Consider the following 21,718-nt stretch of genomic DNA (forward strand, 5'->3'; position numbering starts at 1 on the left):
GTTACAATTTATAATCTTCAAAAGCTTTTGTAATCAATTCATTTTCAACTTCTTGATTGATTTTTATTTTACCTATCGAATCCAGTAAGGCAAATTGAATGCTTCCATATTCATTTTTCTTATCATGAACTAGTAATTCTTGAATTGGAGACAGGTCGTTTTCTTCAAAAACAATGTCTTCAAAAATAGATTTTATAGTAGTCTTGATTTGATAGTATTCGTCATTTGAAATTAAGTTTTTTTGCCACGAAATATAACTTTCTAAAATCATTCCTGCGGCTATGGCTTCTCCATGAAGTAAGGTAGTTTTAGTTTCATTTTCCAGAAAATAACTTTCAATAGCGTGTCCTAAAGTATGTCCAAAATTTAATGCTTTTCGGATATTCTTTTCAGTGGGATCCTGCATTACAATGGCATTTTTAATAGCTACTGAACGTTGTATAAATGCATCAAAATCAGCAAAATCGATATCTTTAAGAACAAGGAATTTTTCCCATTCCGTTTTATCATAAATCAAACCATGTTTGAGCATTTCGGCCAATCCTGAACGCATTTCGTTTTTGGGTAAGGTTTCAAGATAGTTAGAATCTACCAGTACCATAATAGGTACATTTATAACTCCGATTTGATTTTTTAGATTGCCTAAGTCTACGCCGTTTTTTCCACCAACAGAAGCATCTACCATCGCAAGTAAGGTTGTAGGAATGTTTATAAAATCAACGCCTCTTTTAAAAGTAGAAGCTACAAAACCTCCCAAATCGGTTACAACACCACCGCCTAAATTGATAATCAAACTCTTTCTGTCTGCACCCAGCTCTGTTAGTACTTTCCAAACTTCAACACAGGTGTCAATATTTTTATTGGCCTCACCAGCATCAAATTCAATGATTTCAATGGTAAGGTTTGTTTCCAAATAAGGAAGAAATTTTGACAAACAATATTCATTGGTTTTACTGTCAACAATAATAAAAAGGTTAGAATATTTATTTTCTCTCAAGTGAAGGTTTAAGGCTTCATAACCTTTTTCATTGAAATGGATGGGATAACCGTTGGCTTGAATGGATTGCATAATTACTTTTATAATGAAAATGCAAAATAAGGTATTTTTAAAATAAAATAGAGTCAATATGAAATGTATTTTAATTGAAAAATAGTGCAACTCATATAAATTTTATATATTTGTTTAACTCTTGTTAAAAAATGATAAACAAAATAAAATGATTCAAAAAAGTAAAGAGCTTAATGATATTGACATCGATAGAATTATCGAGATGGCTTGGGAAGATAGAACACCTTTTGACGCTATTCAATTTCAGTTCGGTTTATCTGAAGCTGATGTTAAAGCATTGATGAAAAAAGAATTAAAGTTTAGTAGTTATAAATTATGGCGCGAAAGAGTTGAAAATTGTAAAACAAAGCATGTTGCCAAGAGAGTTGAAGGAATCGACCGATTCAAATGCACCAGACAGCGTGCTATTTCTAATAACAAAATCTCTAAACGATAACTGATTTTATATGAAAAATGAAAGACCAGACAATGTGGTATATTCTGATGAGAAAGGATATCACGCAAATGTATTGACCTATTCCACCAATGTTGGCGCTCCAGTAATCCGAATAGATGATATAGTTGCTTGGAAAAGTAGAGGAATTGCGACTGTAAACAAAGAACTCGAAAGCAAGTTCAATGAACTCAAAATCCAATACGAGAACTTAATGAAAGAGTACGAATGGAATGAATTAGTTTATGGCGCTAAGTTTTCATTTGAGCCAGTTGTTGGTGAAATTTATCATTTATATAGAGGCGATGATGGAGTTAATTTTTTGTCACTAATTTCTCCTAGAGAATGGAATAAAGAACATCTCGGAACTTTCAAATTGAATAGCGATAAAAAGTGGATTTTCATTGAATAAAAAAGCTGTAAATATTGTTTGGTTCAAGCGTGATTTGCGTTTTACAGATCACGAACCTCTTTTTATGGCTCAGCAGGAGCAAATTCCTATTCTTTTGCTTTATTTTTTTGAACCATCTGTAATGTCTTATGATGATTCTGATGTGCGTCATTGGCGTTTTATTTACGAGTCTATTCAGGAAATGCAATCTAAATTGCAATCAGTAGGAACTCAAATTTATTTTTTTCACAAAGAAGTACAGTCTGTTTTTGAAGAATTGATCAAAGTGTATGAGGTGAAAACCGTTTTTTCTCATCAAGAAATTGGAAACAAACTCACTTTTGATAGGGATATTGCCATGCAGTCTTTTTTTGACACCCACCATATTTCTTGGAAGCAATCACAAATGCATGGTGTTATTCGTAGATTAAAATCCAGAAAGGATTGGGACAAACGCTGGGAACAAGTAATGCGTGCCGAGCCAAAAATGATTGACTTGAATGCCATAACATTTCAAAATTTAGATGCTGATTTTTATCCAAAAATAAGAGGAATCGAACTTCCAATAGCAATCACAACACACAATGAGAATTTTCAAAAAGGAGGCTAATATTGGGCTTGGCGCTACTTGGATAGCTTTGCAAAAGAACGACATGTGAATTATAGTAAACATATTTCTAAACCAGAACTAAGTCGAAAAGGGTGTAGCCGATTGTCGCCCTATTTAACCTACGGCAACATCAGTATGCGGATGGTGTATCAATATACCAATCAGTTTTATGAATCGTCGCCCAACAAAAGAGCGATGCTCAATTTTGTTTCACGTTTGTATTGGCATTGTCATTTCATTCAAAAATTTGAAGACGAATGCCGAATGGAATTTGAAAACGTAAATCGAGCTTATGATGATTTAGTAAAACCTAAAAATGAAGCTTATATCAAAGCCTGGCAAGAAGGCAAAACGGGAGTTCCAATAGTCGATGCTTGCATGCGCTGTGTGGTTGCTACGGGCTATTTGAACTTTAGGATGCGGGCGATGGTGGTTTCGTTTTTCACCTTCAATTTGTGGCAAGATTGGCGCGAATTACATTTTTTAGCTCGTCAGTTTTTAGATTATGAACCCGGAATTCATTATCCACAATTGCAAATGCAATCAGGAACAACGGGAATCAATACCATTAGAATTTATAATCCCATAAAAAATTCTGAAGAACACGATTCAGAGGGTGTTTTTATTAAAAAATGGATTCCAGAATTAGCAGAAGTTCCAGTTGATTTGATTCACGAGCCTTGGAAAATGAATCCTATTGAGCAACAATTATACAATTGTGAAATAGGAAAAGACTATCCGTTTCCTATTGTAGATATTGAAGAAACTCGAAAATATGCTAGTGATATTGTGTGGAGTTTTAGGAAAAAAGAAGATGTAAAGGAAGAAGGAAAACGAATCTTAAAAAAACTCGTAAGCAATCCTAACAAACCAAAAAATGCGAGTAGTAAAAAAACAAAATCTTCCCAGTAAAATTTGTGTCACTTGCAACAGACCTTTTTCATGGCGCAAGAAATGGGAAAAAGTATGGGAAGAAGTCAAAATATTGTAGTGATAAGTGTAGAGGAAAATAATTGAAATATTTAAAGATTAAAGGATTATATAACAGCAATTTTATTCAATCTTTCAATTTTTTAATGTTTAAATCTTTAAATAAATGTCAAAAACCTTACGACTAATTCTCGGAGATCAACTCAATTTCAATCATTCGTGGTTCAAAACTATTGATGATTCAGTCACTTATGTCATGATGGAAATTCGTTCGGAAACCGATTATGCCAAACACCATATCCAAAAAATAGTAGGAATTTTTGCTGCCATGCGTCAATTTTCAGCCGAATTACAATTGAAAAAGCACCAAGTGATTTATATTCAATTAAACGACGAAAACAATCTACAATCGTTTGAAGCAAATACTAAAAGATTAATAGCTGCGCATAATTTCACTCATTTTGAATACCAATTCCCTGACGAATATCGAGTTGATTTGGATTTAAAGAAATTATGTGAAACCATTTCAAATCCGAGTTCTGTTGTCGATAGCGAACATTTTTTTACCACCAGAAACGAACTAGCTGATTTCTTTAAAGGCAAGAAAACCTACTTAATGGAAAGTTTTTATCGAGCCATGCGAAAGAAACATAATATACTGATGGAAGGAGATAAACCGCTCACGGGTCAGTGGAATTATGATGGCGACAATAGAATGAAATTACCTAAAAATCATAAACCAATTGCGCCATTAGTTTTTGATAATGACGTAACAGAAATGTACAACGAGATTACAAAAACCGATATTAAAACCATCGGAGCCATTGATGCTAAAAATTTTGTTTGGCCAATAAACAGAAAGCAATCATTAGCATTACTCGATTTTTTCGCTACCGAATGTTTACAATTTTTTGGAAGCTATCAAGATGCGATGACGCCAAATGAGTGGTCTTTATACCATTCTCGAATTTCATTTTCGATGAACATCAAACTAATCTCAGCTCGAGAAGTTATAGAACGTGTTACGGTAGAATGGCAAAAGCGACCACATGAAATAGAATACAATCAGTTGGAGGGTTTTGTGCGGCAAATCATTGGTTGGCGTGAATACATGAGAGGTATTTATTGGAGCAAAATGCCTGAGTTTGCAACTTTAAATTTTTTCAATAATCAAGAAAAATTACCCGAATGGTTTTGGACTGGAAATACTAAAATGAATTGTTTGAAAGATGCCATCCGTCAATCGTTGCAGTATGGATATGCACATCACATTCAACGCCTGATGATTACTGGAAATTTCGCTCTTTTAGCTGGAATTCATCCAGATGAAGTAGATGCTTGGTATCTTGGCATTTACATCGATGCTTTCGAATGGGTAGAGATTACCAATACTCGGGGCATGAGTCAATTTGCCGATGGCGGAATTGTTGGAACAAAGCCCTATGTGAGTTCAGCTTCTTATATTGATAAAATGAGCCATTATTGTGGTAGTTGTTATTATAAAAAAGCCCTTAAAACGGGTGACAAAGCCTGTCCTTTCAATAGTTTGTATTGGAATTTTTACGACAGAAATGAAGCCAAACTCGCCAACAATCCCCGTATAGGTATGATGTACAACGTATGGCGAAGAATGAAACCTGAAGATAAAACCGCATTATTGCAACAAGCAGATTATTATTTAAAAAATATAAATGAATTATGAGAACTGTAGTAGTTTGGTTTAAAACCGATTTACGATTGCACGACAATGAAACGTTGGTAAAAGCTATTGCGCAAAGCGACCAAATCATTCCTGTGTATTGTTTTGACGAATCTCATTTTGAAGAGACCAATTTTGGTTTCAAGAAAACAGGCAGTTTCAGAGCGCAATTTCTATTAGAATCGGTGGCAGATTTAGACAAAAATTTACGAGAAATAGGTTCTGGATTGCTAGTGGTTAAAGGGAAACCCGAGATTGAAATCCCTAAAATAGTACAGCAATTTAAAGCCACCAAAGTAGTTGCCAAACGAGAAGTTTCCTATGAAGAAAAACAAACCGAGGCTTTAGTTCAAAATGCATTATTTAAATTGAAATGCGAATTGCAAACGTTCAGTACAAGTACCCTGTATCACGCGGAAGATTTGCCTTTTTCTGTTAAAGACATTCCAGATGTGTTTACCAATTTCAGAAAAAAAACTGAAAAGGATGCTGTCATCAGGGAAGCATTTGAGGCACTAACAGAAATAAAATCGCCAGATTTACCAGAGTTGGTTTTACCAACATTACAAGAACTCAATCTAACATTTACGCCGATAGATTCTCGGGCAGTTCTACCATTTAAAGGTGGCGAAACCGAAGCAATTGCTCGATTGAACCACTATTTTTTTGAAACCAAATGCATTTCGAAATACAAAGAAACCAGAAACGGATTGATAGGGGCCGATTATTCTTCCAAATTTTCACCTTGGTTAGCTTTGGGTTGTATTTCTCCTCGATTTATCCATTATGAACTTAAAAAATACGAATTGCAATTTGGTGCTAACGAATCGACTTATTGGTTAATTTTTGAGCTGTTATGGCGTGATTATTTTAGATTCATGATGAAAAAATACAATGTCAAATTTTTCCAGCAAGCGGGAATTCAAAACAAAGAAATACTAGCAAATACTCATAATGCAAACCAACTTCAAAATTGGATTAACGGAACTACTGGTGTTGATTTTATAGATGCTAACATGATTGAATTAAAACTAACAGGATTCATGAGCAACCGAGGCCGCCAAAACGTTGCTAGCTATTTGTGTAATGATTTGCAGTTGGATTGGCGTTTTGGAGCAGCCTATTTTGAGCAACAATTAATAGATTATGACGTGTGCAGTAATTGGGGAAATTGGGCGTATTTAGCTGGTGTTGGTAATGATCCTCGTGGAAATCGGTATTTTAATATTGATAAACAAGCATCAGATTATGATAAAAATAAAAGCTATAGGAAGTTGTGGTTGAATAAACAAATATGACTTTTGCAAAGCGAAATTAAAATAGCACACAGATAACACAGATAGGAAGGATAAAAACTGATTTTACTATTTTAATCTTTAAAAATCAGCTAAAATCCGTTTCATCCGTGTTCCACTTATTGTATTGGTACAGCATGATTCCATTTCATTTTTTCATTTTCAATGGCATGATTAAGAATATTGCTCGAACAAAATAATCACAATTCATCAAACTCTATTTATCTTTGTATACCAAATTGTATACATGGAAACTATTTTCAACAACACGCAAGTCGCTTTTGCTTTAAAAAGCGATACGGAACTTGACAGGGCTTATTTTTTATTCAAATTGATAGATAGCGAGCCTTTGGTTCGAATAGGAACTGCCGTAACTAATTTTGCCCTAAAAGCACATCTACCGGTAGAAGGTTTGATTCGAGCCACTGTTTTTGATCATTTTTGTGGTGGAGTTAACGAGGACGATTGTCTTTCGGTAGTTGATAAAATGTTTACCAAAGGTGTCTCTTCCGTGTTGGATTATTCTGTGGAGGGAAAAGAGGAGGAAGAGCAGTTTGAAGCAGCACTTCAAAAGACGTTAAAAACCATAGAATTTGCTAAAGAACGTCAAGCGATTCCCTTTGCGGTTTTTAAACCTACAGGCTTTGGGCGATTGGATTTGTATGAAAAAGTAGGCGCAAAAGAGCCGTTAAGTAAAGAAGAACAAATAGAATGGGATAACGTAATGCACCGTTTTGATTTGGTTTGTAAAGAGGCTCATAAAAAAGATGTGGCGCTACTGATTGATGCTGAGGAAAGTTGGATGCAAGACGCAGCAGACGATTTGGTTACCGAAATGATGCGCAAGTACAACAAGGAAAAAGCCATTGTTTTCAATACCTTGCAAATGTATCGTTGGGATCGATTGGATTACATAGAAAAAGTATATGAAAAAGCGTTAGTAGAAGGTTTTTATATCGGAATGAAATTAGTTCGCGGTGCCTATATGGAGAAAGAAAATAGTCGAGCAGAAGAAAAAGGATATCCTTCGCCAATTTGTGTTTCAAAAGAAGCTACCGATATCAATTACAATGCAGCAGTTCATTTTATGATAACTCATATCGAAAGAATGTCCATTTTTGCAGGAACGCACAACGAGGAAAGTTCCTATTTATTGATGCGAATGATGCAGGAAAAAGGAATGAAGAAAAACGACTCTCGTATTTGGTTCGGACAATTGTACGGCATGAGTGACAATATCAGTTTTAACCTTGCGGCAAATGGATATAATGTAGCCAAATATTTGCCTTTTGGTCCCGTAAAAGATGTGATGCCTTACTTAATTCGTCGTGCCGAAGAAAATACTTCAGTAGCTGGACAAACCAGCAGAGAATTGAATTTGATAAAAGCAGAACGGAAGAGAAGGAAAGAGAAATAAAGTTGCTACACTTCAAAAAAAATTCAAACCACATAGCAACATAGTAAAAAAAGAAAGAGATATACCAATTCTTGGTTTCAACATAGCTATGATTTCTTCTAAAAGAAGTGAAACGCCTTTTCAGTTTAAATAGAACTATGATCTATGTGGTTAAAAAAATACAGTAATTCACACAATCAGTACTTACTAATACTCGCTAAACTGCAAATTACTCAAATTCTTATACGTCCCATTTTCAATTTTTAGTAGTTCTTGATGCGTACCTTGTTCAGTTATGATACCTTTATCTAGCACTAAAATCTGGTCGGCACTGCGAATGGTCGACAGTCTATGTGCTATAATAATGCTCGTTCTTCCTTCCATTAAAATTTCTAATGCTTCCTGTACCAGTTTTTCACTTTCGCTGTCTAATGAGGACGTGGCTTCGTCCAGAATCAAGATACTTGGATTTTTGAGTAAGGCTCTGGCAATAGCAATACGCTGGCGTTGACCGCCAGAAAGTTTAATTCCTCTTTCACCTACTAAAGTCTCAAATTGTTCTGGGAAGCCTTCAATAAAACTCAGAGCATTAGCTTGTTTAGCAGCTTTTAGAATTTCAGCATCAGTGGCATCGGGTTTACCGTAGGCAATATTTTCTCTGATGGTACCACCAAACAGAATCACATCTTGCGGAACAATACTCATATTGCCGCGTAGATTTTCCAAATCAAAATCGGAAATCGCTTTCTCGTCAATCAGGATGTTGCCTCCTTCAATATCATAAAACCGAAGTAGGAGTGAGGCAATGGTAGATTTCCCCACACCACTCGGACCTACAATGGCAATTTTTTGACCAGAGCGCACATCAAAACTCACGTCTTTCAACACCTGAATTTCTTTTCGTGATGGGTAGCTGAATTGTACATTTTTGAAAGTAACCTCTCCTTTAATCTTATCAGTAACAGGCTGTTTTGTAGCATTTATGGCTTCAGGCGTTTCTTCTAACAGTTCAAAAACACGTTCGGTGGCCCCAATGGCTTTTTGGATTTGAGCATACAATTCGGCGATACCACCAAAAGAAGCTCCGATGAAAGTAGAATACAACACGAAAGAAATCAATTCGCCAACTCCTTTAATTTCGCCATTAATACACAAACTCACTCCATAATACACTACGCCTACAATGGTGCCAAACAAACAAAATATAATAAACGAAGCAAAATAACCACGATACTGTCCGCCTTTGATGGCGAGTTTGACCACATCTGAAATTTTTCCTTTGTAGCGCGCTATTTCGTACCATTCATTGGCAAAAGCCTTCACATTGCTAATGCCTTGAAGCGTTTCCTCGACAATAACTTGACTTTCGGCAACCTGGTCTTGCACATTTTTTGAGAATTTCCGAATAAAACGACCAAAAATCACTGCCGCTACTGCCACAACAGGAACAATAGAAAGCATCATTAGCGTCAGTTTAGGACTTATTGTTGCTAGGAAAATGATGCCGCCAATGATTAAAATAAACTGTCTTAAAAATTCAGCAATCGTGGTGGTTAGGGTATCTTGAATTTGAGTGATATCGGCACTGATGCGGCTGTTGAGTTCGCCCACACGTTTTTGAGAAAAGAAGGTCATGGGCAGTTTTACCAAATTGCTGTACAACGCCAATCGAATGTTGGCTAAGGTATTTTCAGTAAAATTGATAAACAAAGACAGTCTGAAAAAAGAGAAAAAAGATTGTAGAAATAAAATTCCCATCAAGCCTAGCGCAATGTTTTTGGCCTGACCAATATCCTTTTGATTGACACAATCGACTAGCATTCCTAACAGTTTTGGGAAAGCTAGTGCTGTAGCACCTGTAAGCAATAAGAATACCAAACCTACATAAAATTTCCAGCGATGCGTCCCGGAATACGTAAAGATAAGACTAGCTTTTTGAAGTGAACTGGAAGTTATTTTAGATTTTGGTAAATCATTTTCTGCGAATCGTGCCATTGCCTAGAAGTATATAATGCAAATGTAAGACATCAGTAGTGGGAATGGTTATTAAAAAAGTGTTAAATAAATCGTTCCGCAACCACATAGAAACATAGAAAAAATTTCAGCTACTAACTATGAAAACCTATATAAAAGTGAAACGCCTTGAAGCAAAATAAAACCTATGTTTCTATGTGGTTAAAAAAAAAATTATTTCTTAATAATATCCCTCAAAACAGCTTTGTCAGGATAATTAACCACCTCTAAAACTATAGGTTGATTCTTAGCAGTTTTTCCTTCAATGGTGTACAATTTCCCTTTTTCAACCACAATATTGCTTTTATCAAAATCGACATCGCCATAGGTAAGCGTGTTCTTAATATCGGTGGTATCTACCCAATGTTGCGACAAAATTAGTATAGCTTTATCGGAATAATTGAAAGGTTTATTGCGTAAATCATTCAAAACTCTCGCATTGGGGAAATAGTTGCAACGGGTATCTTTTCCCATGAAGACCATGGCTACAACAAACATTCCCATTATAAATCCAATGAGATAATAGGCAAATCGATATTTAAAAGTCATCTGTAATTTTTTGGCAAAGGTACTTTAAAGTTCTTTTAAAATACAATTAAATTAATATCTCTGTCGGGCAGATTGAACCATTCTCCAATTGTTTTGTTGGTTAGGATTCCGTGATAGAGATAGACTCCGTTTTTCAAGCCTTTGTTGCAACGGATGGCACTTTCGAGACCACCATCTTCAGCAATTTGTAATAGGAAAGGAGTGATAATGTTGCTTAACGAAAGCGAAGCGGTTTTGGAATACCGTGAAGGAATATTAGGAACACAGTAATGAATCACATTGTTTTTTATGTAGGTAGGTTTCTCGTGAGTGGTTACTTCCGATGTTTCGAAACAGCCACCAGTATCAATACTCACATCTACAATTACGGCTCCTTTTTTCATGTGCTCTACCATGGTTTCAGTAACCACTACTGGGCAACGATCTTTGCCTCTCATCGCACCAATAGCCACATCGCAACGGCGTATGGCTTTTAATAATGATTTTTCGTGAATCGTTGAGGTAAATATGCGTTGGTTTAAATTGTTTTGCAGGCGTCTTAATTTGGTAATCGAATTGTCGAACACTTTTACATTAGCACCCAAACCAAGAGCCGTTTTTGCGGCAAATTCACCTACAGTTCCCGCCCCAAGAATCACCACATCGGTAGGAGGAACACCGGTAATATTGCCTAACAAAAGACCTTTTCCAAATTGGTTATTAATCATCAGTTCGGCAGCAATAAGAATAGAGGCTGTTCCTGCAATTTCACTCAAGGATTTTACAGCAGGATAGGAACCGTCTTCGTCTTTGATGTATTCAAAAGCGAGCGCTGTGATTTTTTTCTTTTTGAGTGCTTCAAAATAAGCCGCTTTTCTCGTTTTGAGCTGAATGGCAGAAATGACAATAGTTTTGGGCTGAATCATTTCAATTTCTTCAATAGTCAAGGGTTCCACTTTTAGAAGAAACGGGCAACTCAATACTTTTTTGGTGTCAGATGTTACTTCTGCACCAGCATCACTATACTCTTTGTCAGAATAACTAGAACTCATTCCCGCACCAGATTCTACCATAACACGATGACCGTGTGATGTTAGGGAATTTACCGCATCGGGAGTCAGGCATATCCTGCGTTCTTGATAACTTATTTCTTTGGGAATACCAATGAACAGCTCACTTTTGTGCCGAGCAACTTCTAATTTTTCTTCTTGTGGGAGTAATTGTGACTTAGTAAAAGGTGTAATTGCCATAAACTGTAAATGAAATAGTAGCCCAAATTACAAAATTTTATTCTTAAGAGCGCAATATTAGTTCTCTTTTTCCGTCGGTAGTTGATTTTATTTCAATCACAGAATGCTGCTCTGGAATAAGATTGGGTATTTTTTCGGCCCATTCTATACAACACCAATTGCCAGAATAGAGGTAGTCTTCTATTCCCATATCATAAGCTTCACTTTCATTTTTTAATCGATAGACGTCAAAATGGTATAGCAATTTATTTTCAGCAGTTTGGTATTCGTTTACCAATGAAAAAGTAGGACTACTTGTAGCATCTTTAACGCCTAGTGTTTTGGCAAATGCTTTTATAAAAGTTGTTTTTCCAGCCCCCATTTCTCCGTTAAATACAATTATGTTATGGAGTGGTTGCGACAGTACTTGTTGGGCAACTTGGTCTATTTCATCTAACGAAAAAGTAATCTTCATAAATTTTAGTGTTCAGTGTTCAGTGTTCAGTAGTCAGTGTTCAGTGTTCGGTATTCAGTAAATAGTGTTTTCAAACTGCCAACTGCCAACTGAACACTGCCAACTTTTCCAGTCTGCCTACTATTTTATTTCGGATTTAAAACCAGCAACGGAATAATCATTTCCTCCAACGAAATCCCACCATGCTGATAGCTGTTTCTGTAATAACTTACATAATGATTGAAATTATTCACATAAGCCAAAAAGAAATCATTTTTTGCAAAAATATAAGAACTGCTCATATTTATAGTGGGTAATCCTATTTTTTTTGGGTCTTTCACGGCATACACATCTTTGTCTTCATAGCTCAGGCTTCTTCCCGTTTTGTAGCGAAGATTCAAGCTCGTATTTTTATCGCCAATCACTTTAGAAGGGTTTTTCACGTTTATGGTTCCGTGGTCTGTGGTTAATACTAGTTTGAAACCTAATTTTTGTGCTTGCTGGATAATCTCTAAAAGCGGTGAATTTTTAAACCAGCTTAAGGTCAATGAACGATAGGCTTTGTCGTCTGAAGCAAGCTCTTTTACCACATCCATTTCGGTTTTGGCATGCGAGAGCATATCCACAAAATTATAGACAACGGTAACCAAATCATTGTCTTTTAAAGACTTGAAATTCTCGGCTAATTTTTTTCCTCCTGCTAGATTGGTAATCTTAAAATAATCTTGTTTGATGTTCAATCCCAATCGTTTTAAATGTGCAGTGAGAAATTCAGCTTCATACAAGTTTTTCCCACCTTCTTCAACATCATTTTTCCAATACTGAGGAAATTGTTTTTCCATTTCCAGTGGAGTAAGCCCAGAGAAAATAGCATTTCTGGCATACTGGGTTGCAGTAGGCAAAATGGAGAAATAAGGAATTTCTTTTTCTAACTTATAATGATTGGTCACCACACTTTCAAAAGCCTTCCATTGGTCGTAACGCAGGTTGTCTATTACTACAAACAAAACAGGCTTGTCTTTTTTAACGATTTCAGGAACTACAACTTCACGAAATAGGGTATGAGAAAGCACAGGCTTTTCTGCTTTGGGTTCGAACCAATCTTCATAATTGCGTTCTATAAATTTCCCAAATTGCGAATTGGCTTCTACTTTTTGAGACTCTAGAATTTCAATCATACTTTGGTCTTCGATATTTTCGAGTTCGAGTTCCCAGAAAAGTAATTTTTTATACAATTCAATCCAGTCTTCATAGGAGTTGACCATAGCGAGTTCCATGGCAATTTTTCGAAACTCTTTCTGATAGTCTAAGGTGGTTTTTTCCGACACCAATCGAGAATGGTCTAGGTTCTTTTTTAAGCTCAACAGAATCTGATTCGGATTGACAGGCTTAATTAAATAATCGGCTATTTTAGAGCCAATGGCTTCCTCCATGATATACTCTTCCTCACTTTTGGTAATCATAATCACGGGTGTCGACGATTTTTTCTCTTTTATTTCTGACAGAGTTTCCAGCCCACTCATACCGGGCATATTCTCATCCAGAAAAACAATGTCAAAATTGCCTTCTTCAAAAACATCAATAGCATCACGTCCGTTATTGCAGGTGGTGACATGGTAGTTTTTTTTCTCCAGAAACAGAATATGGGGTTTGAGCAAATCAATCTCGTCGTCTACCCAAAGTATTTTTATTTGATCCATTGGTGCAAGGTTAGTTCAATTCTAATTGTTGAGGCAATATACCATTATTTCAACGAGGACTTCTTAAAATTATTGTAAAGTTATTTTAATAGAGTTTCGTTTTTTTTATTCCTCTAACTCAAAAATAATTACGAAATTTACTCCAGTGAATGAAAAATAAAAGAGTATCGTTTTTTACCATATAAGGCATGTAAGTTAACATAAGCTGTTTAAAAAATCTTAAATGTTCTTATATGCCTTATATGGTAAGCTTAAATGAATTCCTGTTTTAATAACATAAAGATTGATTCTTCCTATTTAAAGCAAGTTATGGTTTAAAAATAGAAGACTCATTCACATAAAAATTAGTGTTTAAATAATCTCAAATGAAAGACCTACTCAAAGCCACTTACGGCATGCTCCTTGAAGAAAAACTCCTAGAAGAAATAGCAGCCGTTTCCTTATTACGTGATTTTAAACAAGACGACGTGCTCATTGATTTTGGCGATTATATCAAAAAGATGCCTTTGTTGATAACAGGTGCCATTAAAATTCTAAGAGAAGATTTTGACGAAGGGGAGTTGCTCTTGTATTTCATCGAAAAAGGCGATACTTGTGCCATGACCATGGCCTGCTGTATGGGCGAAACCAAGAGCGAAATCAAAGCTGTTGCCGAGACCAATGGCACTGTAATTATGATACCCATTTACAAAATGGAGGAGTGGTTAGGCAAATATAAAAGTTGGAGAGCCTATGTGTTCAACAGTTATAATAATCGATTAAAAGAAATGCTCAATGCCATTGATAATTTGGCATTCATGAACATGGACGAACGGCTACTAAAATACCTTCACGAAAAAGTAAAAATCAACCAGTCTAAGGAAATTCACAACACCCATCAAGAAATTGCCTATGATTTGCATACTTCCCGTGTGGTGATTTCAAGATTGCTAAAGGCATTAGAAAATCAAGGAAAAATACGCCTTCACCGCGCCTCCATTGAACTTCTAACTTCCAACTTCTAACTTCCCACTTCCTTTGTAACTTTTGTTGCAAACCGATTGATAACATTAGCACATCTTTGCAGTAGAAAAAGTAGTACATGGAAATAACACAAAGTATAGGGTATGTTTTGGCCGTATTTGTCGGCATGATATTAGGCATGCTGGGAAGCGGTGGTTCTATTCTGTGCGTGCCTATCTTGGTGTATGTCATGAGTATCGAACCTACACTCGCTACAGCCTATTCTTTGTTTGTTATAGGAACCACCTCATTAGTGGGAGGCATTCAAAAAGCCAAACAACAGCTAGTCGATTTTAGAAAAGTAGTCTTGTTTGGAATTCCAACAGTAATTACGGTTTTCTTTACCCGCAAAGTTATTGTTCCAAAAATTCCAGATGTCATTTTTACTAGTGATTTTTTTACTTTGAGTAAATCGGTTTTAATCATGATTGTGTTTGCGATAGTAATGATTGTATCGTCCATCAAAATGATACGACCTTCAAAAGCTATTCTTAGTACTGCAGATGAAAAACTCAACTATTTCAGGATAGGTTTACAAGGTGTTTTTATCGGTTTAATTTCAGGGTTTGTTGGTGCAGGAGGAGGGTTTCTAATCATACCCACCTTATTGTTTTTGGCAAAAACGCCCATGAAAATGGCAGTAGGGACTTCACTTTTTATAGTAGCTTCCCAGTCGTTAATAGGTTTCTTGGGAGATATTGAAGCCAATGAAAGTATAGATTGGAAGGTATTGTTACTGTTTACAAGCTGTTCTATTTTGGGAATTTTTATTGGCAATTATATTGCTAAAAAAGTAGCAGGTGAAAAATTGAAAACCGCTTTTGGTTGGTTTGTTTTAACCATGGGAATTTATATTATGATTAAAGAATTTTTATTGACTTAATGATAGTCGTCAGTTCGAGTGTCCCGATTGCTATCGGGATGTATCGAGAACCATTTTAAAACAATAGTAGTATAAAAAAGAGAATGATAACAAGTTAGGAAATGTAACTTTTGTTACTTTACGTTTCTAATGAATTAAATACTTTTACACTTAATATTCAGCATATGAAAATAGAACAAATATACACAGGTTGTTTAGCACAGGGTGCTTATTACATTGAAAGCAACGGAGAAGTAGCTATCATAGATCCGTTACGTGAAGTGCAACCGTATATTGACAAAGCCAACTCGAATAACGCCACAATTAAGTACATTTTTGAAACCCATTTTCACGCTGATTTTGTGAGTGGTCACGTTACTCTAGCCGAAAAAACAGCTGCTCCAATAATTTTTGGGCCTAATGCCAATCCCAGTTTTAAGGCACATATCGCTAAAGATGGAGAAGTATTCCAATTGGGTAAAATTACCATTACCGTTTTGCATACACCTGGTCATACCATGGAAAGTGCTTGTTACTTACTCAAGGATGAAAACGGAAAAGATTATGCCCTTTTTAGTGGAGATACTCTATTTCTAGGGGATGTAGGTCGACCAGATTTGGCTCAGAAAGCGGCACACATGACTCAAGAGCAACTTGCAGGAATTTTATTTGACAGTTTACGAACTAAGATAATGACACTTGCCGATGAGGTTATTGTTTATCCAGCACACGGAGCAGGCAGTGCCTGCGGAAAGAACTTGAGTAAAGAAACCATAGGTACCATTGGTGAACAAAAGAAAATCAATTATGCGCTTCGTCACGATATGACCAGAGAGGAATTTATAAAAGAGGTAACAGATGGTTTGTTACCGCCACCTGCCTATTTTCCTATGAATGTAAAGATGAACAAAGAAGGCTACGAAAATGTCGATGATATTATCAAAGAAGCGGTTGCTTATGACCCTAAAACCTTTGAATTAGTGGCTAATGAAACCGATGCTTTAATCTTAGATGTGCGTCATCAAGATGATTTTGCTAGCGGACACATTCCAAGATCGATTTTCATTGGGTTAGGAGGTAATTTTGCACCTTGGGTAGGGGCATTAATTTTAGATGCTAAACAACCTATTCTTCTCGTAACTCCATCAGGTAAGGAAGAAGAAACAATAATGCGTCTCGCTAGAGTAGGGTATGACAATACTCTTGGCTACTTAAAAGGAGGATTTGAAGCTTGGAAAAATTCAGGTTTAGAATACGATACCGTTACTTCGGTTACTGCTACGGTTTTAGAGGAAAAAATTGCAGCAAAGGCAGTTGTTTTTGATGTTAGAAAACCAGGAGAATATGAAGCAGAGCACATTGTTGATGTTCCTTCAGCTCCATTGGATTTTCTAAATGAACATTTGGTTGAATTTCTAAAAGAAGAGCCATTCTATTTGCATTGTGCGGGTGGTTATCGTTCCATGATAGCGGCTTCAATAGTAAAGGCACGAGGCTATCATAATGTTATTAATGTTTTGGGTGGTTTTGATGCCATCAAGAAAACGGGTATAAAAACGACAAATTATGTTTGTCCGTCTACTTTAAAAAAATAAGAAGATATCATGAGTAGTTTTGATTCCATAATTACATCTGAGAAGCCAGTCTTGATTGACTTTTTTGCCACTTGGTGCGGTCCATGTCAAGCATTGGCTCCAATTTTAAAACAAGTAAAAGAGAGTCTAGGTGATAGAATAACGATTCTAAAAATTGATGTTGATAAAAACCAACAGATGGCCGCTCAATACCAAGTTCGTGGTGTTCCTACAATGATTTTGTTTCAAGCGGGAAAGCAATTATGGCGGCAATCAGGAGTTGTTTCAAAAGAGGAAATTATCAAGACTATACTACAAAAAAGCAATTAAAATAACGGAAAAATATATCTTCATAAGTAGGGTTTTTAAGCATTTGACTGTTTACTACTCAGTTGAATTATTTTAAATTCTATTTCACAATTAGTAACCAAATAAAATTATAGATTATGAAAAAGAATATGGGTTTAACAGATAGAATAATTCGTATTGCCATAGCAATTGTTGTGTTGGGGTTGTATTTTATGGAGGTAATAAACGGAACATTGGCACTCGTTTTAGGAGCATTTGCTGTTATAATGATTTTTACAAGCTTTGTTAGTTTCTGTCCTTTGTATTTGCCTTTTGGTATCAATACGACTAAAAAGGAAACAAAGTAAACTTCGAATAGCAGTAAATAGACAGCTCAAGAGGTATAAAATTTATAAAATAGATTTAATGAATAAAGATAATTGTTGTACTGTTTCGTGTGAAAATCCTTTAGATAAACAGTATTGGGACGCACAATATCAAGCAAAAAATACGGCTTGGGACATTGGCTCAGTTTCACCTCCGATACAGTCTTATATTGACACTATCGAAGATAAAAGCATCAGAATATTGATTCCAGGCTGTGGAAACTCTTATGAGGCTGAATATCTTTTGGAAAAAGGTTTTGTCAACGTTACAGTAATTGATATTGCTCCAAAATTAATTGAAAATCTTCAGAATAAGTTTGATAAAAATCCAAACATCACTATTGTTTTAGGAGATTTTTTTGAACATCAAGGCGAGTATGATTTAATTATAGAGCAAACATTCTTTTGCGCATTACCCCCTTTTATGCGTCAAAAATACGTATGGAAGATGCACCAACTATTATCTCAAAAAGGCATTTTGGCGGGATTGTTATTTGATACCACATTTGAAGTTAGTCCGCCATTTGGTGGGAGTAAAGCAGAATATGAATTGCTGTTTAAAGATGCATTTCGCTTATTGCACATGGATTTATGCACCAATTCTATAGCAAAGAGAGTGAATTCAGAATTGTTTATTGAGTTGAAAAAAAACAATGCTATTTCTGTTGCTCTTTACTCATTTGAAGGGATTACCTGTTCAGGTTGTATGCAAAGCATTACTAAAACACTTTCAAAATTAGATGGTGTTTTGAACGCGAGTATAAGTTCTAATTTTTCAGAATTGTTGGTTGTAAGTAACTCTAAAATGGCACTTGCTACGTTGCAAAATGCTGTTAGCTATGATGCAAAATACAAAATTTCAGAAATAGGGAATTGAGATGTTTTTTTAGATTACAATTGCAACCATTGGAGTATTTTTTGTTCTAATTCTGATTCGATAATTGGTTTAGAAATATAATCATTCATGCCAGCGTCTAAGCATTTTTCTTTTTCGCCGAGCATAATTCCTGCGGTTAGAGCAATTATGGGAACCGTTTTAGAACCATTTAAACTCCGAATTTCGGCTGTGGTTTCGTAACCATTCTTTTCGGGCATTTGAATGTCCATTAGTATCAAATCTGGATTTTCGGTACTGAATTGTTTTACCGCTTCATCTCCATTGCTAGCCTCAATGATTGTACAATTTGGGACTATTTTTTTCAGGAGCGTTTTAGATAAAAGCATGTTGATTTTATTGTCTTCAACGATTAATATCTTGAAATTTCTTGCAGCATCACCACCATTGATTTTCTTTGTAAGAGCGCTATCGGTTGTTTTTGGTTTTACAATTTTTTTGGATTTTGCTTTTTTGAATTCAACTGTAAAGAAAAAAGTACTGCCTTTGCCAAAATCGCTTTTCAGTTCTAATTTGCTTTTCATTAATCCTAAAAGCTGGTTCGAAATGGCTAACCCTAAACCTGTTCCGCCAAATCGTCTTGTGGTCGAGTTGTCCTCTTGAACAAAGGAATAGAAAATTTTCTTTTGATTTTCACGTTTAATACCAATTCCAGTATCTTTTACTGAAAATTCTAGTCTCGAAAATGCATTTTCGGAATGTGATACTTCTTTTATACTCAATCGTATTTTTCCCTTAGGAGTAAATTTTAAAGCATTGCTTATCAGGTTTACCAATATTTGTTTTAGTCGTAAAGGATCGGCTAAAACACATGAAGGAACATTCTGTTCTATATGCAAAACGAGGTCAATATTTTTTGCATTGGCTTGATTTTTAAATAAATCGATTACCTGATTGGCAATTTCAAAAATATCAATTCGTTCGATATTTAGTTCCAGTTTTCCAGATTCTATTTTTGAAAAATCTAAAATATCATTGATGATTTCCATTAATGTATTTGCCGATTCATTCAAAGTTCTCATGTATTCCAGCTGGTTTTTTTCCAGATTTGTTTTCATAAGTAAATCGCTAAATCCGATGATGCCGTTTAATGGAGTTCTAATTTCATGACTCATATTAGCAAGAAAATCAGATTTAGATTTATTGGCGGATTCTGCTTGCTCTTTGGCTTTGATTAATTCGGATTCGATTTTTTTCAGTTGACTGATATCAATAAAACTAATTACGATTTCAGATACATCTCCTTTTTTATCAAATACTGGAAAACCATTGACCATGACCCAGACAATTTCATTTTTTTCGAGGCTTTTTCTACCAACGATGACGTTTTGAATACCGCGTTTGGTTCTAATAATTTGATGTACTGGATAATTTTCAACCTCTAGAGGCGTGTAATCTTCATTTATAAAATTCCATTCGGTGGTGCTTGAATGCGTTTCTTTTAATTCTTTTTCCGATAGACCAATCAATTCGATGGCTTTGGAGTTGGACATGATTATTGTGGAGTCTGGTTTATGAACTAGAACTCCAGCATCAAGATTGTTCAGTAAACTATGATACCAATTTTTACTTTCTTGTAATGCTTCTTCAGCTAATTTTCGATTGGTAATATCTCTTATGGTTCCTACAACTTTGATAGGTTTGTTATCATCACTCCACTTTAGTGTTCCTTTGCCATGAACCCAGCGTTCTGATTTGTCATTCACTCGGATGATTTTGTACTCTTTATTGAAAGGAATATTTTTTCCAATGAATTCTTCTTCGAGATTTTTAGTCAAGATCTCTCTATACTCTGGATGTACTATCGTCGACATCCATTTGTCAGATGTTAATTCATAATGGTCATCTATACCAAATATAGTATTTAAGAGATCGGAACACGTCCATTTGGAGGTATTCATGTCAATAGAATAGGTTCCTAGATTTACAATTTTTTGGGTTTCTTTCAAAAAATTTTCACTTTCTCTTAATCGTTCCTCTGCTTTTTTTCTTTCGGTAATGTCTTTAACAAATCCGAGATATTGCATATCGTGAAGTTTTATAGCTTCGAGTGACCAGTATCTCTTTTCTCCATTTTTGTGTTTGAATTCAGATTCGGTAATCAATCGACCTGTTTCAACAAGAGTTTTAAATTGATTAGGATTGTTTTCTGATGAGTCAAGAGAAGTCAAATCTGTGATAGACATGCTCAAAAGTTCTTCTTTGGTATATCCAGTAATTTGAGAAGCCGCTGGATTTACTTCTAAAAAATGCCCTCTGCTATCTGACACGAAAACACCATCGGGTGCATTTTCAACATAATTTTTGAATTTGATATTACTTATTTTTTCGGCCTCTTTAACTTTTAAAATAATTTCGGCTTCTTCTTTAAGTCGAATCAATTCGGCTTGTTCTTTTTTTAGGGTAATGTCTTGAGCAATTCCCCTCAAACCAATTACGTTTTCATTTTCGTCTAAAATTGGCACTGCAGTTCCGTGAACCCATTTAATTGTATTGTTTGGTAAAATTACTTGATGTTCAATTTCATAGGATTTTTTATTGGAGATGGATTGATTAATTTTACTTTTAAGGATTTCTAAATCTTTTGGGTTAAATCGAGATAAATACTCGGCATAAAGATTGATATCAGGTTTGTTTTCAATTTCGAAAAAAGCATACATTTCATCTGACCAAATCAGATTATTAGTCAAGAAATTGAATTCCCAACTTCCAATTTTTGCTATTTTTTGAGCATCAATGAGTATTTTTTGATTCTCTTGTAATCGCTTGATTTCTAATTCTTGTTCTTTTACCTTTTTTAATAAATCTTCAAAGGTTGTTTTTTCTTCAATCATCTTTACGGGACAGACTTTTAAATTCACGTTAAATGTAATAAAAAATAGATTGTATGAGTACTAGTTTTTGAAATTCTTCTTTTCAATACCTCAAAGCAACCATCTAATTTCTTTATCTTTGTTCTCCAAA

21 protein-coding genes are annotated in these 21,718 nt (G+C 35.2%); 14 read left to right on the top strand and 7 right to left on the bottom strand.

Annotated features, from left to right (window positions below; genetic code table 11):
- Position 1 precedes the first annotated feature (1 nt).
- The gene (aroB, locus tag AC23L6_RS04295; RefSeq protein WP_487562147.1) at positions 2 to 1,069 is read right to left on the bottom strand and encodes a 3-dehydroquinate synthase; all 1,068 of its coding nucleotides are present in this window, start codon (positions 1,067 to 1,069) and stop codon (positions 2 to 4) included.
- Positions 1,070 to 1,217: 148 nt separating this feature from the next.
- On the opposite strand from aroB, the gene AC23L6_RS04300 reads away from it, so the two are divergent.
- From AC23L6_RS04300 to AC23L6_RS04335, 8 genes are all read left to right on the top strand, one after another.
- Positions 1,218 to 1,505: a TIGR03643 family protein gene (locus AC23L6_RS04300; protein WP_487562146.1), complete on the top strand. Its 288-nt coding sequence runs from the start codon at positions 1,218 to 1,220 to the stop codon at positions 1,503 to 1,505.
- A gap of 10 nt (positions 1,506 to 1,515) precedes the next feature.
- Entirely contained in the window at positions 1,516 to 1,914 is a 399-nt protein-coding gene (locus tag AC23L6_RS04305) for a DUF2452 domain-containing protein (protein ID WP_487562145.1), read from the top strand.
- Positions 1,907 to 2,503 (top strand): deoxyribodipyrimidine photo-lyase, encoded by a 597-nt coding sequence (locus AC23L6_RS04310; protein ID WP_487562144.1) that lies wholly within the window; start codon positions 1,907 to 1,909, stop codon positions 2,501 to 2,503. Before AC23L6_RS04305 ends, AC23L6_RS04310 begins: the two co-directional genes overlap by 8 nt.
- A 45-nt stretch (positions 2,504 to 2,548) precedes the next feature.
- Positions 2,549 to 3,415 (top strand): FAD-binding domain-containing protein, encoded by an 867-nt coding sequence (locus tag AC23L6_RS04315; RefSeq protein WP_487562143.1) that lies wholly within the window; start codon positions 2,549 to 2,551, stop codon positions 3,413 to 3,415.
- Entirely contained in the window at positions 3,381 to 3,494 is a 114-nt protein-coding gene (locus AC23L6_RS04320) for a DUF2256 domain-containing protein (RefSeq protein WP_487562142.1), read from the top strand. The genes AC23L6_RS04315 and AC23L6_RS04320 overlap by 35 nt, the downstream gene beginning before the upstream one ends.
- 105 nt (positions 3,495 to 3,599) lie before the next feature.
- On the top strand, positions 3,600 to 5,135 hold the full coding sequence (locus AC23L6_RS04325; protein WP_487562141.1) for a cryptochrome/photolyase family protein: 1,536 nt from the start codon (positions 3,600 to 3,602) through the stop codon (positions 5,133 to 5,135).
- Complete coding sequence (locus AC23L6_RS04330) at positions 5,132 to 6,430, top strand: DASH family cryptochrome (RefSeq protein ID WP_487562140.1); 1,299 nt, start codon at positions 5,132 to 5,134, stop codon at positions 6,428 to 6,430. Before AC23L6_RS04325 ends, AC23L6_RS04330 begins: the two co-directional genes overlap by 4 nt.
- Positions 6,431 to 6,674: 244 nt before the next feature.
- Positions 6,675 to 7,844 (top strand): proline dehydrogenase family protein, encoded by a 1,170-nt coding sequence (locus AC23L6_RS04335; protein WP_487562139.1) that lies wholly within the window; start codon positions 6,675 to 6,677, stop codon positions 7,842 to 7,844.
- Positions 7,845 to 8,030: 186 nt separating this feature from the next.
- Here AC23L6_RS04335 and AC23L6_RS04340 read toward each other — a convergent pair whose 3' ends face one another.
- The 5 genes from AC23L6_RS04340 to porX form a co-directional block, all read right to left on the bottom strand.
- Positions 8,031 to 9,818, bottom strand: coding sequence for an ABC transporter ATP-binding protein (locus tag AC23L6_RS04340; RefSeq protein WP_487562138.1), 1,788 nt, complete (start codon positions 9,816 to 9,818; stop codon positions 8,031 to 8,033).
- A gap of 192 nt (positions 9,819 to 10,010) precedes the next feature.
- Positions 10,011 to 10,385, bottom strand: a complete 375-nt coding sequence (locus AC23L6_RS04345) for a DUF4258 domain-containing protein (RefSeq protein ID WP_487562137.1) — start codon at positions 10,383 to 10,385, stop codon at positions 10,011 to 10,013.
- Positions 10,386 to 10,420: 35 nt separating this feature from the next.
- On the bottom strand, positions 10,421 to 11,614 hold the full coding sequence (locus AC23L6_RS04350) for an alanine dehydrogenase (protein ID WP_487562136.1): 1,194 nt from the start codon (positions 11,612 to 11,614) through the stop codon (positions 10,421 to 10,423).
- A gap of 43 nt (positions 11,615 to 11,657) precedes the next feature.
- Entirely contained in the window at positions 11,658 to 12,068 is a 411-nt protein-coding gene (gene tsaE, locus AC23L6_RS04355; protein WP_487562135.1) for a tRNA (adenosine(37)-N6)-threonylcarbamoyltransferase complex ATPase subunit type 1 TsaE, read from the bottom strand.
- A 125-nt stretch (positions 12,069 to 12,193) separates the two neighbouring features.
- Positions 12,194 to 13,747 (bottom strand): T9SS response regulator signal transducer PorX, encoded by a 1,554-nt coding sequence (gene porX, locus AC23L6_RS04360; RefSeq protein WP_487562134.1) that lies wholly within the window; start codon positions 13,745 to 13,747, stop codon positions 12,194 to 12,196.
- A 365-nt stretch (positions 13,748 to 14,112) separates the two neighbouring features.
- Between porX and AC23L6_RS04365 the strand changes: the two genes are divergently transcribed.
- The 6 genes from AC23L6_RS04365 to AC23L6_RS04390 all read left to right on the top strand — a co-directional run bounded on the left by AC23L6_RS04365 (position 14,113) and on the right by AC23L6_RS04390 (position 18,736).
- On the top strand, positions 14,113 to 14,751 hold the full coding sequence (locus AC23L6_RS04365; RefSeq protein WP_487562133.1) for a Crp/Fnr family transcriptional regulator: 639 nt from the start codon (positions 14,113 to 14,115) through the stop codon (positions 14,749 to 14,751).
- A gap of 77 nt (positions 14,752 to 14,828) precedes the next feature.
- A complete protein-coding gene (locus tag AC23L6_RS04370) occupies positions 14,829 to 15,632 on the top strand; it encodes a sulfite exporter TauE/SafE family protein (protein ID WP_487562132.1) in 804 nt (267 codons plus the stop codon).
- Positions 15,633 to 15,796: 164 nt separating this feature from the next.
- Positions 15,797 to 17,206: an MBL fold metallo-hydrolase gene (locus tag AC23L6_RS04375; protein WP_487562131.1), complete on the top strand. Its 1,410-nt coding sequence runs from the start codon at positions 15,797 to 15,799 to the stop codon at positions 17,204 to 17,206.
- A 9-nt stretch (positions 17,207 to 17,215) separates the two neighbouring features.
- Positions 17,216 to 17,515 (top strand): thioredoxin, encoded by a 300-nt coding sequence (gene trxA, locus AC23L6_RS04380; RefSeq protein ID WP_487562129.1) that lies wholly within the window; start codon positions 17,216 to 17,218, stop codon positions 17,513 to 17,515.
- Between the two features lie 116 nt (positions 17,516 to 17,631).
- Entirely contained in the window at positions 17,632 to 17,841 is a 210-nt protein-coding gene (locus AC23L6_RS04385; RefSeq protein WP_487562128.1) for a YgaP family membrane protein, read from the top strand.
- A gap of 58 nt (positions 17,842 to 17,899) precedes the next feature.
- Positions 17,900 to 18,736, top strand: a complete 837-nt coding sequence (locus AC23L6_RS04390) for a methyltransferase domain-containing protein (RefSeq protein WP_487562127.1) — start codon at positions 17,900 to 17,902, stop codon at positions 18,734 to 18,736.
- A 14-nt stretch (positions 18,737 to 18,750) separates the two neighbouring features.
- Here AC23L6_RS04390 and AC23L6_RS04395 read toward each other — a convergent pair whose 3' ends face one another.
- Positions 18,751 to 21,588, bottom strand: coding sequence for a PAS domain-containing hybrid sensor histidine kinase/response regulator (locus AC23L6_RS04395; protein WP_487562126.1), 2,838 nt, complete (start codon positions 21,586 to 21,588; stop codon positions 18,751 to 18,753).
- Positions 21,589 to 21,718: the final 130 nt, after the last annotated feature.

This window comes from Flavobacterium sp. R1_16 (assembly GCF_057652095.1).